The 16,060-nt window shown below is 44.0% G+C and carries 16 protein-coding genes; all 16 read right to left on the reverse strand.

Features of this window, described 5'->3' with window-relative positions:
- Nucleotides 1-74: 74 nt before the first annotated feature.
- The 16 genes from DESME_RS10705 to infB all read right to left on the reverse strand — a co-directional run bounded on the left by DESME_RS10705 (nucleotide 75) and on the right by infB (nucleotide 16,033).
- On the reverse strand, nucleotides 75-662 hold the full coding sequence (locus DESME_RS10705; protein ID WP_006718870.1) for a dipicolinate synthase subunit B: 588 nt from the start codon (nucleotides 660-662) through the stop codon (nucleotides 75-77).
- Nucleotides 663-679: 17 nt separating this feature from the next.
- A complete protein-coding gene (dpsA, locus tag DESME_RS10710; RefSeq protein WP_006718871.1) occupies nucleotides 680-1,594 on the reverse strand; it encodes a dipicolinate synthase subunit DpsA in 915 nt (304 codons plus the stop codon).
- Between the two features lie 85 nt (nucleotides 1,595-1,679).
- Nucleotides 1,680-2,483 (reverse strand): 4-hydroxy-tetrahydrodipicolinate reductase, encoded by an 804-nt coding sequence (gene dapB / locus DESME_RS10715; RefSeq protein WP_006718873.1) that lies wholly within the window; start codon nucleotides 2,481-2,483, stop codon nucleotides 1,680-1,682.
- A gap of 116 nt (nucleotides 2,484-2,599) precedes the next feature.
- Nucleotides 2,600-2,881, reverse strand: coding sequence for a YlmC/YmxH family sporulation protein (locus DESME_RS10720; protein WP_006718875.1), 282 nt, complete (start codon nucleotides 2,879-2,881; stop codon nucleotides 2,600-2,602).
- A gap of 14 nt (nucleotides 2,882-2,895) precedes the next feature.
- Nucleotides 2,896-3,198, reverse strand: coding sequence for a hypothetical protein (locus DESME_RS10725; protein WP_006718877.1), 303 nt, complete (start codon nucleotides 3,196-3,198; stop codon nucleotides 2,896-2,898).
- Nucleotides 3,199-3,281: 83 nt separating this feature from the next.
- A complete protein-coding gene (dut, locus tag DESME_RS10730; RefSeq protein ID WP_006718879.1) occupies nucleotides 3,282-3,740 on the reverse strand; it encodes a dUTP diphosphatase in 459 nt (152 codons plus the stop codon).
- A gap of 21 nt (nucleotides 3,741-3,761) precedes the next feature.
- Entirely contained in the window at nucleotides 3,762-5,030 is a 1,269-nt protein-coding gene (locus DESME_RS10735; RefSeq protein WP_025248771.1) for a M16 family metallopeptidase, read from the reverse strand.
- Between the two features lie 40 nt (nucleotides 5,031-5,070).
- A complete protein-coding gene (locus DESME_RS10740) occupies nucleotides 5,071-6,177 on the reverse strand; it encodes a D-alanyl-D-alanine carboxypeptidase family protein (protein ID WP_006718883.1) in 1,107 nt (368 codons plus the stop codon).
- A 21-nt stretch (nucleotides 6,178-6,198) separates the two neighbouring features.
- Complete coding sequence (locus tag DESME_RS10745; protein ID WP_006718884.1) at nucleotides 6,199-6,954, reverse strand: polysaccharide deacetylase family protein; 756 nt, start codon at nucleotides 6,952-6,954, stop codon at nucleotides 6,199-6,201.
- 72 nt (nucleotides 6,955-7,026) lie between these two features.
- Nucleotides 7,027-9,225 carry a polyribonucleotide nucleotidyltransferase gene (locus DESME_RS10750; RefSeq protein WP_006718886.1) on the reverse strand — a complete coding sequence of 733 codons (2,199 nt, stop codon included), beginning with the start codon at nucleotides 9,223-9,225 and terminating at the stop codon, nucleotides 7,027-7,029.
- 272 nt (nucleotides 9,226-9,497) lie between these two features.
- Entirely contained in the window at nucleotides 9,498-9,764 is a 267-nt protein-coding gene (gene rpsO / locus DESME_RS10755) for a 30S ribosomal protein S15 (protein ID WP_006718889.1), read from the reverse strand.
- Nucleotides 9,765-9,858: 94 nt separating this feature from the next.
- The gene (locus tag DESME_RS10760) at nucleotides 9,859-10,821 is read right to left on the reverse strand and encodes a bifunctional riboflavin kinase/FAD synthetase (protein ID WP_006718890.1); all 963 of its coding nucleotides are present in this window, start codon (nucleotides 10,819-10,821) and stop codon (nucleotides 9,859-9,861) included.
- A gap of 34 nt (nucleotides 10,822-10,855) precedes the next feature.
- Nucleotides 10,856-11,740 carry a tRNA pseudouridine(55) synthase TruB gene (truB, locus tag DESME_RS10765; protein WP_006718892.1) on the reverse strand — a complete coding sequence of 295 codons (885 nt, stop codon included), beginning with the start codon at nucleotides 11,738-11,740 and terminating at the stop codon, nucleotides 10,856-10,858.
- Nucleotides 11,724-12,704 (reverse strand): DHH family phosphoesterase, encoded by a 981-nt coding sequence (locus DESME_RS10770; protein WP_006718894.1) that lies wholly within the window; start codon nucleotides 12,702-12,704, stop codon nucleotides 11,724-11,726. Before DESME_RS10770 ends, truB begins: the two co-directional genes overlap by 17 nt.
- Nucleotides 12,694-13,071 carry a 30S ribosome-binding factor RbfA gene (gene rbfA, locus DESME_RS10775; RefSeq protein ID WP_006718896.1) on the reverse strand — a complete coding sequence of 126 codons (378 nt, stop codon included), beginning with the start codon at nucleotides 13,069-13,071 and terminating at the stop codon, nucleotides 12,694-12,696. The genes DESME_RS10770 and rbfA overlap by 11 nt, the downstream gene beginning before the upstream one ends.
- A gap of 22 nt (nucleotides 13,072-13,093) precedes the next feature.
- Nucleotides 13,094-16,033 carry a translation initiation factor IF-2 gene (gene infB / locus DESME_RS10780; protein ID WP_025248773.1) on the reverse strand — a complete coding sequence of 980 codons (2,940 nt, stop codon included), beginning with the start codon at nucleotides 16,031-16,033 and terminating at the stop codon, nucleotides 13,094-13,096.
- Nucleotides 16,034-16,060 lie beyond the last annotated feature (27 nt).

Raw genomic sequence — 16,060 nt, forward strand, 5'->3', positions numbered from 1 at the left:
TTCATATCTAGTGAAAAGGGTGCCGTGCTCTTATAAAAGCATGGCACCTATAAAATTAACCCTACCCTTAGATATTAATGATAATCGACTAATAGTGGTTGAATTTGTTTTCCTTCACACGCTAAGAGAATCGTATCTGGAACCATATTCATATGCGCTACTAAAGAATTCGCTTTATTGACCGGGCTATCCTGCCCAAATGGAACTAAATATACATTTTTTGTATTAAGTAAAGTTCCAATATTACGGGCATTTAGTCCTAAACCATCATTAGTTGATATGGCAATAACTAACGGACGCAAATTCCGCAGATGTGCTTTTGCCGCCATTAGAACTGGCGTATCGATAATTCCATTGGCTAATTTTGCAATGGTATTTCCAGTACAGGGCGCAATAACCAAACAATCAAACTTTTTCTGTGGTCCAATCGGTTCTGCACCTGGAATCGTGTGGATCAGCTCTTTGTTCGTAATTTCGGAAAACTTTCTTTTCCAATCTTCTGCTTTACCAAAACGAGTATCCATAGTTTCGACAGCATACGAAATGATTGGGGTAACATCTGCCCCTTCATCCACTAAGTGTTGCAAGACCCCTGTAATTTCGTTCAATGTACAATGAGAACCTGTGATCGCCATTCCAATTTTTAACCCGTTAAACTTCATCCCTTCGCACCTCCACTTCAAGCCTTAAACGAAGTGTTCATCATCGTGGTCAAGTGGCGAAGAATAAGCTGCGGGTAGATTTGAGCAAGAATCTTACCAGCCGATTTTGGAGCAACCATCCCCGGGAGACCAGGCGCCAACTGAGCTTTGATTCCCAGTAACTCCGCATATTCAAAATCCGTTCCCCCTGGAATTGAGGCAATATCAATGATCACTGCATCCTTAGAGACGCGCTCTAACATTACCTTATCGAGGATGAGCTGAGGAACCGTATTAAAAACAAATTCCGCTCGGCTAATCTCATCCTCCAGATCGGCGAAATGAACCGCTTTTATTCCCATTTCATTTGCCCGAGCCAGATCTGCAGCTTTTCGGGCTACCCCTGTTACCTGCGCCCCCATTCCCTTTAGGGTTCGAGCAATAGTCCATCCGTTACGTCCCAAGCCTAAGACAAAACTTTGGCTTCCATGAATTGTAATCACAGATGAATCCATTGCCATTGAAATCGCGCCTTCGGCAGAAGGTATCGAATTTAGGATTGCGATTTCATCAAGAAATGCAGTCTCAATGATTCGTATTCCCATCATGTCAGCCGCAGATTTTAAAGCGGGTCGAGCCCAACCGATCAAAAGCGGAACATGAGGTGGAATAACTTGCAGTACTTCCTTATTAAGGATAATCGGAGAATTTGAATACTTTGCTTTGACGACGCCTCGATCATCAGTTCCATACATTGGGAAAATCAAAACATCCGCTTGTTTAACCGCTTCAATTAGAGATGAAGCATGATTTAGCCCTTCGGTCGGTGCTGCTTTTTCAAAGCCAACTCCGACTATGTAGGCCCCCAATTTAGTTAGTTCGGGGATTAAATATAGCTCCCGATCATCCCCTCCGATCACGGCCAGTCGAATTCCTTTCAGACCCGCACTCATCTTTATGCCCCCTTCGAGACTAGTGTCCCATGACTACTAACCAGTATATGAGGGCGGGATGAAGGCGGTTACCTAGTGGAATTTCCTATTCAAGGAAATTTTCCAGTCCTATTACCAGTGACGTAAGCCCGAGTGATTTTCGGATCGCCAGCATAACCCCCGGCATATAGGTTTCTCGGGAATATGCATCATGACGAATAGTTAAGGCTTGACCCAATCCTCCAAAAAGAACTTCCTGATGAGCAATAAGACCAGGTAAGCGAACAGAATGAATATGAATCCCATCCACATCCCCTCCGCGAGCACCTTGAATTTTTTCGTATTCGTTGGGATTCCCTTGAACCATCGGTTTGCGAACCTCGGAGATCCATTCAACCGTTTTAAGCGCTGTGCCTGAAGGAGCATCTAATTTCTGGTCATGATGAAGCTCAATGATCTCTACATTTGGAAAGTACTTTGCAGATTCTTGAGCAAATCGCATCATGAGAATGGCTCCAATTGCAAAATTTGGTGCAATAAAGACACCCGACTTTTCCGAATCTACAAGGTCACGGATTTCAGCAGTATCCGTTTCATCTAAGCCAGTCGTTCCAATAACAGGAACTACGCCCTCACTAATTGCCAATTTCGCATTCTTTAAAACGGATTGGGGATTTGTAAAATCGACAAGGATATCAGCTTGACTCGTACGCAATAAATCAGCATCTAATGGGCCAGACATATCAAGTCCGATTCTTGCAGTCCCGATCGCATACCCCACATCTACTCCCGCTTGACGCGTATCTGATGCGCCAACTAATTGCATATCTTCCTGCTTAAGGATGGTTCTTACAACTTCTTGACCCATTTTGCCGCCTGCGCCAGCAACATATACACGTATCTTTTTCAACTTAAAACGCCTCCAATTAAAACTCATGAAGATATGGCAAAACCCCGTTGCAAAAAAAATCAGCAAGGCGGGGTCAATGTAAGTTCCTTTTATTGTAGTAAATTGTTAAAGTTGTGTCAAACTGAATATTTATTCATCCGGTCTGCTCTATTCTCCATATCGACGATGATCACTTCAGAGCCCACCTTTTTAACCGCTTGCCACGGAATAACCAAAGTATCCCGCTCTTTCTCCCCCATATTTCCCCAAAAGCTTCCAAAGCCCGATCGTGAAGTTAAAATAATGGCTTCGATCGTACCCCCTGAAGAGATCGCTAAGTCCGCATCCCCGATTTGTCCGAGCTTTGCTCCATCGTAAAGGTTGATAATTTCTTTCCCTGCCAAATCGCTGAGAAGCATTACAATTCCTCCTTTTATTTGCGAATCTTGAGCCACGCTCGTATCACAAAAGGCTGAATAATTGCTAAAACTAAGGAAACTAACGCAAGAGGCTCAACAATGAACTCTGTTTCATTCCACCAATGTTCTGGAATCTTTAAGAAGGAGAACAATAATTCGAAAGAAAGATAAATTCCCCCTGCTGTACCCACAAGTTGAGTGATCGAACTTGAAAGCAAACTTTGTTTAGGTTCGGAGCGCCACATCTTAAGATAAGCCCTGGATCTGATTGAGGCTATGATTCCAAGTCCTAAACAAAAAAGCCCTAAGGTCTGCATCCTTATACCACCCCTCTATGGGATAGTATGACAAGGTTAACATCCCTAGAACTTTTTCAAACTCAATCTAACTCTTAAGTTCTTTAGTCACGGATTCCCGTTGATCCAAATCCTTCCTCACCACGGTCACTTTGCGTAAGTTCTTGCACCGGAATGAACTGGGCCAGAAAGACTGGCATAAAAACCATCTGCGCAATGCGGTCCCCTGAATGAAGGGTGAAGATTTCTTGACCGAGATTAATCATGGCCACTTGAATTTCTCCTCGGTAATCGGAATCAATCACGCCTACTGCATTCACTAAAGTAAGGCCATTTTTTGAAGCAAGTCCACTTCGAGCAAATATCAAAGCAACAATATCGGGCTGGGATAACTCGATTCCGATTCCCGTAGGGATCTTTACTATTTGCCCTGGAAGAAGCTTTAAATCCCGTTCTAAGACCGCATGGAGATCTACTCCAGCAGCCCCTTGAGTTGCATACTCAGGAACGGCAAGCTCACGCTCCGGTCTCATGTTTTTAATTTTTACCGGAATATAATTCATGTTTCTCCCCCACGTTAGGTGTTAATTCCAATTGACCTTTTGAAATAATCTTTCTAAATCAACCGCATGCCCTGCAGGACCCATCATAACTAAACTGAATTTATCCTTAACCCAAAGGCGATTCATCACCCTTTTGACGTCTTCTAAGGTCACTTTCTCCAATTTTTCAACCATCTCTTCTGGAGAAATGACTCGATTATAACTCAGTTCTGTCTTACCCAAACGACTCATACGGTTGCTTACAGATTCCAGTCCCAAATAAAGACTTCCTTTCACTTGGGCTACCGTCTTCGCCAATTCATCTGCCGTTATTCCTTCGTTCTTCATCTTCTGAAGCTCAGCCAGGATACATTCGACAACTTCCTGAGTATTATCCGGTGTTGTTCCCGCGTAGATGGCAAACATTCCAGAGTCAACATAGGTCGAGTGATATGAATAAACTGAATAAGCTAGACCTCTTTGCTCCCTCACTTCTTGGAACAATCGTGAGCTAAGCCCTCCCCCAAGAACATTGTTAATAATATGCATCGGATAGATATCCTCGTCATCTTGTCCTAACCCAGGTACCCCCATGACAAGATGCATTTGCTCCGTATCCTTGGTGTTATAGCGATGAATCGTTTGTCCCTTTGGAGTTCCTTCAAGAATGCGTATTCCGCCTCGCTTAAATTCACCATAAATTGGGGCTAATTTCTTAATAATATCTTCATGGTCAATTTTTCCGGCCACAGCGATAACCAAATTTTCAGGAGCATAATGATGCCCAAGATAATCCATAATTTTTTCTCGGCTTAGACCATGAATACTCTCTTCTGTACCTAAAATAGGCTTACCTAAAGGATGGTCGTTCCAAACGTACTCAGAAAAGAGATCATGAATCAATTCATCTGGAGAATCTTCATACATTTTGATTTCTTCAATGACAACCTTTTTCTCCTTTTCAATTTCCTTTTCATCAAATAGAGAGTTAAAAAACATGTCACTCAAGACATCATTCGCTAGATCCATGTCTTCGTCTAAAACTTTAGCATAAAAACACGTATATTCTTTTGTTGTAAAAGCGTTTAGCTGTCCGCCTACGCTTTCTAATGACTCGGCCAACTCACGTGCGGTCCTGTTCTTCGTTCCTTTAAACAACATATGCTCAATAAAATGCGATATTCCCTCATACCCTTCCCGCTCATCGCGAGAACCGGCACCAACCCATAATCCTACGGAAACTGAACGGACGTAATCAATTTCTTCCGTGATAATTCTTACACCATTAGGTAAAACAGTCTTCTTAAACACTGTCTTCACATCCCCTCAGAAATCTAATGTTAAAAGCGGTTTAAAATCTACGAAAAAACGGTTTGAGTACCTTGAACTCGCGTTCCGCCACCAAGGGAACACTTGTTATTTTCTGTCCATTTAGCCAGACTTCAAAAACTCCGAGTTCTTCACCGGCTTGAATGGGTAAATGGGTTGAACGCGTCCACTGAACTCTCTTTTCAATTTTATCTTTATCTATTTTAGCAAGACTGACTACCACAGAATACTTAGCCAAGCCTTTTAATGGCTCTGGACTTTCCAGGGGAAATTCCGCCACCATTTCTCCTGCCTTTACCACTGAAACGCTCTCTGTTTGAGCGAATCCCCATTCCAGCAGTTTTTGCGCATCTCCGAAGCGATCCGGGGCATGAAGTACAACCGCAACCAATTGCCGTCCATTTTTCGTTGCAGAAGCTACCAAACATTTTCCCGCTGCGTTAGTCGTCCCCGTTTTGACTCCATCTGCAAAGGGGTAGTTCCAAAGCAGTTTATTCGTGTTGCGCAAATCCATCATAAAGTCGGGCTCCAAGAAATGAATTTCTGTTTCTTTTTGCCGAGTAATTGAAGAAAAGGCAGGAAGTTGCATCCCATAGCGGGCAATTAAAGCCAAATCATACGCAGTCGAATAATGATTTTTATGGGGTAAACCGTTAGTATTTTCAAAATGTGTATCCTTGGCCCCAATGAAAAGCGCTTTTTGATTCATCATCCGAACAAATTGAGCTTCACTTCCTGCGATTTGTTCTCCTATCGCAACACAAGCATCATTGCCTGACTTAACTAAAGCCCCAGTAATCAGCTCATAAAGTGTAGCCCTTTCTCCCGGGTCAAGATGAATGGTCGATTCCCCTACCGCTGCAGCTTTAGGGCTCACCGTCACAACTTCATCCGGTCTCCCCAGTTCAAGCCCTAAGATTGCTGTCATCATTTTTGTCGTGCTTGCTGGCGCTCGTCGCTTATGAGCTTGTTTATCAAAAAGAACATCCCCTGTGATTACATCCATAAGCACTGCTGCATCCGCTGTTACAGCGGGACGAGATTGATTTATCGCTTGTACTGGCTGAACTCCCAATACAGCGATCAGCACAGCGCAGACACAGGTAAACATCCACTTTGGCCTGAACATTAAACCACCTCACATTTGCTATTATGAGGTAGTATTTCCGACAGAGTTCAATGTTATCAATTCTGATAATTTTATCATTCTAAAACCTTGATTATTCAACTCATTTAAAATCTTCGGCAGAGCTTTTACTGTATTTGCTTTCGGGTGCATTAAGACAATAGCCCCTTCTTTTTTGGGCTTCACTCCAAAGCGAACAGAAGGGTTTACGATACGTTGGGCAATCAAATCAGGCGAACTTTCTGGACGCCAATCGACGGTATCCAAAGTCCACAATATCGTTTGATAATCTAAATTTTGTGCAGCTTTCAGACCCGATACTCCTTTTTCGCCATAAGGAGGTGCATAATACCGAGTTTTCTGTCCAGTCAGCTCTTGAACTATTTTTTCAGTTTTGATAATTTCTTGCTCATTCGCCGCGACAGACAAACGATCTGGATGCGGATGAGAATAGCCGTGATTTTCGATTTCATGTCCACGGGCTAAAATATCCTTGACTAATTCCGGATTCTTATTGGCCCAGCGCCCGGTTAAAAAGAAGGTTGCTTTCGCTTGACCCTTATCTAATGCATCGAGTAAGCCTGGAATGTACTCTTCTCCCCAATCCACATTGATGGTTAACGCAATCACTTTTTCTTCAGTTTTGATTTGTTCAATGGGTTCAGGTACAGAGGCTAGAGTTGCAACAACCTTCTGTTCGACGAAGAATCCTAAAAACAATACAAAAACGAGAGCCAAGATTTTTAATCCCCGGTGCGAAAGTTTAAAGTAGAGATACATCGGCCTACCCCCTTACATTACAGATGTATGCATGGGGCGGCCGATGCAGAAGTTACGGGTCTTTTATTCGAATTATCTATTTCTCGAAAAATGATTGGGCTGAGGATTGTTGCTTGAATTTGAATTAGCAGTCGCATTCGGATTTGGATTTGGGTTTGGAATTGCTTCTTTCCGTGAGAGATTGAGACGACCTTGCTTGTCAACTCCCGTTGCTTTAACGAGAATCTCATCTCCTACTTTGACCACATCTTCGACTTTTTCAACCCGAGTATGCGCCAGTTGAGAAATATGGACCAATCCCTCTTTCCCGTTTAAACCTAGGACCCCTGGAATCACTTCGACAAAAGCTCCGAAGTCCATAACTCGGGTAACTCGTCCGGTATAAATCTTCCCGACTTCAACATCTTGAGTTAAATTCCGGATGATTTTGAGTGCCTTCTCACCGGCTTCACCGTCAATCGCCGAAATAAAGACGCGTCCATCATCTTCAATATCAATCTTGACTCCAGTCTCATCAATAATCTTCTTAATCGTCTTTCCACCCGCTCCAATGACATCACGAATCTTATCCGGGTGAATTGATGCCGAAATAATGCGAGGTGCAAACGGAGAAAGTTCGGTTCTAGGTTTATCAATCACGTTTGTGATTTTATCAAGGATGAAGAGCCGTCCTTTTTTAGCTTGTTTTAATGCCTTATCCAGAATTTCACGGGATACCCCTTTGATCTTGATATCCATTTGAAGTGCAGTGACACCGTCGCTTGTTCCTGCAACTTTAAAGTCCATATCACCGTCATGGTCTTCAAGTCCCTGGATATCCGTGAGAATTGCAATCTGATTTTCTTCGTTAATCAACCCCATAGCAATACCTGCTACAGGTGCTTTAATCGGTACTCCAGCATCCATTAAAGCAAGGGTGCTACCACAGACTGAAGCCATCGAACTCGAACCATTGGATTCCAGGACTTCCGAAACCAGTCGGATTGTATATGGAAACTCCGTTTCATCCGGAATAACTGCGAGAAGTGCACGCTCAGCTAATGCTCCATGTCCAATTTCACGGCGCCCAGGTCCTCTCATCGGTCGAGTTTCACCCACACTAAAAGGTGGGAAATTATAATGATGGATGTAGCGTTTTGACTTCTCAAGTCCTAAACCATCGAGGATCTGTTCGTCACCAACAGCTCCTAACGTGGCCACAGTCAAAACCTGAGTTTGGCCACGTGTAAACAACCCTGTACCATGCGTTCTAGGAAGTACACCGACTTCGATGGTGATCGGGCGTATTTCATCTAGAGCACGACCATCAGGACGGATATGTTCTACAGTAATTAAACGACGAACGATTCTATGAACCAAATTTTCAAGAGCACGATCCACATTTTTGAGTTCCTCGGGAAACTCTTCTGCGAAATGCTCTAAGGCTTCATCTTTAACCGCTTTGACAGCTACTTCACGCGCCTTTTTCTCTTCTGTACGAACAGCTTGGTCCATTTTTTCAAAAGCATACTTATCGACAGACTCAACAATTGCATCAGGAATCCGATTGATTTTAAGTTCTTGTTTTTCTTTAGCTAATCCTAACTCTAAAGCTTCTGCACGGAAGTTCTCGATGAATTCGCAAATTTTCTGAACTTCTTGATGTCCAAACATAATGGCTTCAAGCATTTGGTCTTCAGGGACTTCTTGAGCACCCGCTTCAACCATCATCACTGCATCTTTAGTTCCAGAAACCGTTAAATGCATGATACTTTTTGCCGTTTGTTCAACCGTAGGATTTATGTAAAATTCATTATCAATCAAGCCTACAGTAACAGCGGCTACAGGTCCTTCAAAAGGAATATTTGAAATGGTTAAGGCTGCTGAAGCAGCATTAATTGCAGTAATATCTGAAGCGCAATCTTGGTCAACCGACATGACCATAGCTACAACCTGCACATCATTGCGATAGCCTTCAGGAAATAACGGACGAATTGGACGGTCAATAAGCCGTGCAGACAAAATCGCCTTTTCGCTCGCACGTCCCTCCCGTTTTATAAATCCACCAGGAATTTTTCCTGCAGCGTATAATCGTTCCTCAAACTCAACGGTTAACGGGAAGAAATCAATTCCATCTCTGGGTTCAGCGCTTCCTGTAGCGAAGGCTGAAATTACTGTTTCTCCGTACTGACAAAAAATTGCCCCTCCGGCCTGTTTTCCAATTTTCCCGGTCTGTAGTGCCAGTGTTCTTCCCCCGACTTGAATAGACCGTTCTAATACTCCATGTTGCACTATGGAACCTCCTTAATTCAATCCATCTTCTTAACTTGTTTCCTCTTCGACATGTTATTATTATTTCCTGCATTTTGGATAAAAAATCTAATAAATCTAATGAATTTCACGATTATTGATATATTTAGGATATAAATTATAAATATTATTCAAAATCGCACTGGTAATATAAGGTTTTTTGTTGCAATTAAATCATTTTTTTTATTTAGAATAAAAATGAGAAGCAGACACCATTCTGCTTCTCATTTTTCTCCGTTATATTAAATCATGAATTAGTGGCGTAAGCCAAGAGCTGTAACGATTGCACGATAACGATTAAAATCAAGATCTTTTAAATAATTAAGGAGCGCACGACGCTGTCCAACCATTTTCAAAAGACCGCGACGGGAATGATGGTCCTTTTTATGCATTTTGAAATGTTCATTCAAATAAGCAATTCGCTCGGTCAAAAGTGCGATCTGGACTTCTGGCGAACCTGTGTCCCCTTCATGTTGTTGGAACTTCGTAATAATTTCTTTTTTCTTTTCTGGTGTTAACATTTTTGAAAACCTCCATTTTTTTAAATCGCCTACTGCCCAGATGGTGCCGGAGTACGTCCAGCCGAGTCAGCGGTTCACTCGATCCTAGTGTATTTTACCGAAAAACTGAGGATTTGTAAAGGCTGTTCTGAATGCCTTCATGTTCGAGGATTCTTTTCGCCTGGATCGCATCCTTTTGCAATTGGTCAAGCAACTCACTTACACCAGAGAATTTGCGTTCATCTCGTAAACGCTCGACAATATTTAAGCTTAACTCTTGGTTGTAGAGATCACTCTTAAAGTCAAAAAAATGAACTTCAACGGTGGTCATATACTCCTCATGGAAGGTCGGTTTCATCCCAATATTCATCATACCCATGATCATTTTCCCATTCAGCTCTGTCCAGACAGCATAAGATCCCCGTTTAGGAATCAACAGATCCTCATGAAATTCGAGGTTTGCTGTGGGATACCCTAAGGTTCTACCTCGTTGTTCACCTTTAACAACCTTACCAAATAAACACGGATACCGTCCCAACATATTTTGTGCCTCTCGGATATCGCCTTGAAGTAAAGCTTTACGGATAATACTAGAAGAAATGACTTTTCCTGCCATGGTTTGGGCCTGAAGAACACTGACACCGAACCTATATTTCTCTCCGAAGCCTTGCAAATCCTCGGGAGTCCCCTTCCCTTTTGAGCCGAAGGAATAATTAAAGCCGACCACTACATACCGCATTCCAAGTTGAAGAAGTATATCGGATACAAACTTTTCAGGCGTTGTGTCAGCCATTTGATGGGTAAAAGAAATCAGATATACCTTATCCACACCTAATTCCTCTAAAAGCTTCAATCGTTGCTCTGAGGTTGTTAATAACCCAATCATTTTTTCCGGAAAAAGAAGTTTTAAAGGATGCGGTTCGAAGAGCAACACACTTAATTCGATCCCCTTTTTCCGGGCTATTTCTAATCCACTCTCCAGCAAGCGCCGGTGTCCCAGATGTACACCATCGAAATTGCCTAAGGCGAGTACGCAATCTTTGTTCGGCTTTTCAGGTAACTGTCTGATAACCTGCACTGCGTTTAATACCTCCTCTAATAGCGCAATAGGCCTAAAAAAACACTTTATAAGGATAAAGGGATTGGTCGTTGCATTTACCGATCCCAATAAATTCATTTTCCATGAAGACTTGAACTTGTCCCGACTCAGGAAGCGTTGAGCCGGACAACCCCCTCTGGGATGTTGACAAGCCATGCCGAAATGCCTCAGCCCTTTCTGGAGTTAGTACTATCCTGGGTAAATCCAAAACACGATTAAACGGAATAAGAAAATCATCCCTTCCTTGTTCAATCGATTCGCTGAGTTGCTCTAAGGTCCAGCTTTCTTCTACGCGGAATGGACCTGAACGTAAACGAACTAATTTTGACATATGGGCGCCACACCCCATGGCATCTCCGATGTCCTGGCATAACGTTCTAATATAGGTTCCCTTCGAACAATCCACCTCAAAAACAGCCTTTGGATAGTCGCTCTCTTGCCATGAAATAAATTCAAGCCTTCGGATATTGATCGTGCGAGAAGCACGTACAACCTCTATTCCTTGCCTTGCCAAATCGTATAAATGCTTTCCCTGATGACGGACAGCTGAATACATCGGTGGGATTTGCTGAATAGAACCTAAAAATTGCGGGAGGATTTTCAAGAAATCATCCCCATTTACCTCGGGCGGGATCGAATGCAGGATTTCTCCTTGCGCGTCCTGGGTATCGGTTACAATACCAAACGTGATTTCGGCTCGATAAGATTTACCTTGATCAGTTAGATATTCTGCTAACCTTGTAGCTCTGCCCACACAAATGGGTAATACTCCATTCACTTCTGGGTCAAGCGTTCCAGTATGTCCCACCTTACGAGTATTGAGATGCTTACGCACCCAAACGACAACATCAGAAGAAGTCATGCCTACAGGTTTATGTACATTAATGACTCCGTCCAATGCGTAATTCCTCCTCAATCGCCTTAATGACAGATTGACTTGCCTCCTCCAAGGAGACCTCCATCGAACATCCAGCAGCTCTTTTATGCCCTCCACCGCCAAAACGGGCAGCTAATTCATTTACATTAAACCAGAGATTTGAGCGAAAACCGATTCGAATCTTTTGAGGTTCTATTTCTTTAAAAAGCACTGCGACTTCAACACCTTCAATACTTCGAGCATTATTTATAACGCCTTCACTTAAACCTTCAGCCGCACCTATCTCCTCGAAGTCTTCTTTGCGCAAAGTAATCACAGCAAGTTGTCCGTCACTATAAAGCTTAAGCTGGCTCAGCCCTCTTCTCAAGAGCTCAACCTGTGCTAAAGATTTCTGATCAAAAATACGGTGATGAATAGAAAGAAGATCGATTCCGCTTTCCATTAAATCAGCCGCAAGCCGATGAGTTTTAGGCTTCGTATTACTATACTGAAATGAACCGGTATCTGTAATGATAGCTGTATAGAGATTAGTCGCGATTTCTTGATCTAGAGGCACACCAAGTTCTTGAATGAGTGCCATCACAATTTCGCCACTGGCACTAGCTGTAGATTCCACACAGTTAAGTGTTCCAAAATTCTGGTTGGAAATGTGATGATCGACATTCAGTATAACCGCGTTTTCTGGGAGTTGACTAAGCTCAAGATTAACACGACGTAAATCCGTGCAATCAACAAAGCAAAGCGTTTGAGGGAGTTGCTCAGGCAACACATTAATAACTTGTGAAGCTCCCGGTAAGAAATCTAAATTATGAGGAACTGTGTCTGGATTATACAGAAAAACGCGCTTCCCCAATTTTTCTAAAGCTAACCCCAAAGCGAGCATCGAACCCAAACAATCGCCATCTGGCGAAATATGGGAGAAAAGCGCCACTTCCGGCGCTTTTCTTAATTCACTAGCAATGCGGTTTAACACATCATTCGCCATGAGAATCGTCCTCGTTATCAACTTTTTCAGTATGAACCTCATGCAAAAGTTCAGCGATATGAGCTCCGTATTCAATCGACGAATCATATTTGAAAACTATTTCTGGGACGTGTCGAAGACGAATCCGCTTACCGATTTCGCTACGGACAAAACCCGCAGCTCGATTGAGAGCAGTAAGTGAATCCTTACCTTGTTGAGAATCTCCAAGGACACTAACAAAAACTTTGGCATGTCCTAGATCTGCAGCAACTTCTACACTCGTCACTGTTACAAAACCAATCCGAGGATCTTTGATCTCCTCACGGATCATTTGAGATATTTCTTCTTTTAGTGTTTCTCCCAAGCGACTTGCTCGGTGTTTTGCCATAGTTCATTCCTCCGGGTTTGGATTAAAGTTCGCGTTTTACTTCTTCCATGATATAACCTTCGATAATATCGCCCTCTTTTATATCATTAAAGCTTTCCACGCCGATTCCGCACTCATACCCTTCCATCACTTCTTTGATGTCATCCTTGAATCGTCTGAGGGACTCTAAATTTCCTTCATGAACAACTACACCATCACGAATCACCCGAACTTTTGATGCGCGCGTAATTTTCCCTTCAGTTACATAGCTTCCAGCGACGCTGCCCACTTTGGGAACCTTGAATACTTGACGAACTTCAGCGCGGCCTTGGACAAGTTCTTTAAAGTCAGGATCGAGCATTCCCGTCATGGCTGCTTTAACATCTTCAATCGCGTCATAAATGACACGATAGAGGCGAATATCTACGCCTTGCATTTCAGCCGTGGCTTTCGTGTTGGAATCTGGTCGAACATTAAAGCCAATAATGATTGCATTAGAAGCAGCTGCTAACATAATATCGGTCTCAGTAATTGCCCCAACACCACCATGAATGGCGTTGACCCGAACTTCACTCGTGGATAATTTAAGCAAGGATTGTTTTAAAGCCTCAATTGAGCCTTGTACATCAGCTTTGATAATAACATTGAGTTCTTTAACTTCTCCTTCTTTAATCCGATCGAACAAATCTTCTAAGCTGATTTTTGACATCTGACGGGCTTCTTCAGCTTTTCTCACATTCGCACGCGCTTCAGCAATTTGACGAGCATGTTTCTCATCGATTATGACGTCGAAGATATCACCGGCAGCCGGCACCTCGTTCAGACCTTGAACTTCTACAGGCATAGAAGGGCCAGCCTTTTTCACACGTCGTCCTTTATCATCAACCATAGCTCGAACTTTTCCGAAAGCTGAACCAGCCAAGATCGAATCCCCTACATTTAATGTTCCCTTAGCGACCAAGATCGTTGCTACAGGACCTTTTCCTTTATCAAGTTCAGCTTCAATGACGGTACCCATAGCAAGGCGGTTCGGATTCGCTTTAAGCTCACGCATTTCAGCGACGAGTAAAATCATCTCAAGGAGTTGACCGATATTCTCCCTTCCTTTTGCTGATACAGGGACAGCAATCGTATCGCCTCCCCATTCCTCAACGACAAGGCCATACTCGGTCAATTCTTGTTTCACACGGTCTGGCTGTGCATTTTCCTTATCGATCTTATTGATCGCCACAATGATCGGTACTCCTGCCGCTTTGGCATGGTTAATCGCCTCAATCGTCTGGGGCATTACGCCGTCATCTGCAGCTACAACAAGGACTGCAATATCTGTTACTTGAGCGCCACGAGCACGCATCGCCGTAAACGCTTCGTGTCCAGGAGTATCAAGGAACGTGATCTTCTGTCCTTTAATTTCAACTTGGTATGCACCGATATGCTGAGTAATTCCCCCAGCTTCAGAAGCAGTTACATTCGTTGTACGAATAGCATCAAGCAATGATGTTTTACCATGGTCAACGTGACCCATGACTGTAACAACAGGCGGCCGTAGAATTAAATCTGCCGGATCATCAACAATTTCTTCGACTTCTGTCAGAGGCTTCTCGATTTTTACTTCTACAGTAACACCCATCTCTGTAGCTAAGATCGTAGCCGTTTCCGAATCAATTTCCTGGTTAATTGTAGCCATGACACCTAAATCCATAAGCTTTTTAATGAGTTCACCCGATTTTCTGCTCATGATTGAGGCTAAATCTTGGACCGTTAATGATTCAGGAACCACGATATGCTTCGGAGTGGTGTCACGAACCTCTTTCTGTTCATGACGGGTATTGCGTCGATGTTGATGTTGTCGAGAACGAATATCTTTCTCCATCTCTTTTTTTCGTTCAAAAGAGTGATCTTGCGTTTTCTTCTTAACCGGGCTTTGCCGTTTCGGTGGTTCGAGCGGCGTAGTTCCTGGTGTAGCTTGAGGACGAGGAGCTCCTGGACGTTGACCATAGGGACGATCTCCCATTCCTGGACGTTGACCATAGGGACGATCTCCCATCCCCGGACGTTGACCTTGCGGACGATCTCCCATTCCCGGACGTTGACCATAGGGACGATCTCCCATCCCCGGACGTGGACCTTGCGGACGATCTCCCATCCCTGGACGTGGACCTTGCGGACGGTCTCCCATCCCTGGGCGTGGACCTTGCGGACGGTCTCCCATCCCTGGGCGTTGACCATAGGGACGATCTCCCATTCCCGGACGTGGACCTTGCGGACGATCTCCCATTCCTGGACGTGGGCCTTGCGGGCGTGCTCCCATTCCTGGACGTGGGCCTTGTGGACGATCTCCCATCCCTGGACGTGGGCCTTGTGGACGATCTCCCATTCCTGGACGTGGGCCTTGTGGACGATCTCCCATCCCTGGACGTGGGCCTTGTGGACGATCTCCCATTCCTGGACGTGGGCCTTGTGGACGATCTCCCATTCCTGGACGTGGGCCTTGTGGACGATCTCCCATTCCTGGACGTGGGCCTTGTGGACGATCTCCCATTCCTGGACGTGGGCCTTGTGGACGATCTCCCATTCCTGGACGTGGGCCTTGTGGACGATCTCCCATTCCTGGACGTGGGCCTTGTGGACGATCTCCCATCCCTGGACGTGGGCCTTGTGGACGATCTCCCATTCCTGGACGTGGGCCTTGTGGACGATCTCCCATCCCTGGACGTGGGCCTTGTGGACGATCTCCCATCCCCGGACGTGGGCCTTGTGAAGCTTCAGTCTTGGTTTCCCCTGGGGCTACCGAGTGGGGCAATTCTTTGCCCTGTTCCTTACCCTTTGTCTGAGTAACTTGGGCACGGAGACGATCTGCGTCCCCCTTCTCTACTGCACTCAAATGATTTTTAATTTCAATTCCCATATTTTCTAATTTCGTCATAACATCCTTACTACTTAAATTTAATTCTTTTGCCAATTCGTGTACACGAATACTCAATACAACCACCCCCACATATTCAGCGCC

This window comes from Desulfitobacterium metallireducens DSM 15288 (assembly GCF_000231405.2).
Classification (GTDB): Bacteria; Bacillota; Desulfitobacteriia; order Desulfitobacteriales; family Desulfitobacteriaceae; genus Desulfitobacterium_A; species Desulfitobacterium_A metallireducens.